This is a genomic window from Cobetia sp. SIMBA_158 (genome assembly GCF_046566945.1).
GTDB lineage: Bacteria > Pseudomonadota > Gammaproteobacteria > Pseudomonadales > Halomonadaceae > Cobetia > Cobetia amphilecti.
The window spans coordinates 1-310 of record NZ_JAWJYL010000186.1 but is presented as its reverse complement, the minus strand read 5'-3'; the positions used below and the strand labels follow the sequence as shown (position 1 = coordinate 310).

The window sequence follows — 310 nt, the reverse complement described above, 5'->3', positions numbered from 1 at the left end:
CAACTCGCGGGCGTTACCAAGGATATGGCGGCGGAGTTACTTATAAAGAAGGTATGGCATGGCTTTATTACACTCAGCATCAATTAGATGACAGCGTTTATGCACAAAGTTACGGGTTAAAATACCAAGGTGACTTTAGCTTTGGCATGGGGCCTGCGGGTGTTAACGATTTAACATTTAATGTGGGGGTGTCACGTGTTGAGGGCAGCAGCTTTGATGATGAAATGCGTGCATGGCTGAGCTTTTATTATTCGCTTTAAATAAATTTAATGAGCTTAGTTGAACTGTGGGTAGTAAATCGATTAACCAC

At 42.6% G+C, this 310-nt stretch carries 1 protein-coding gene; it reads left to right on the top strand.

Translation table 11 applies throughout. The annotated features are described in order from the left end of the window. Positions 1-260: hypothetical protein (locus R2R70_RS19560; RefSeq protein ID WP_410978830.1), on the top strand; the 260-nt coding region annotated here is incomplete at its 5' end. Positions 261-310: the final 50 nt, after the last annotated feature.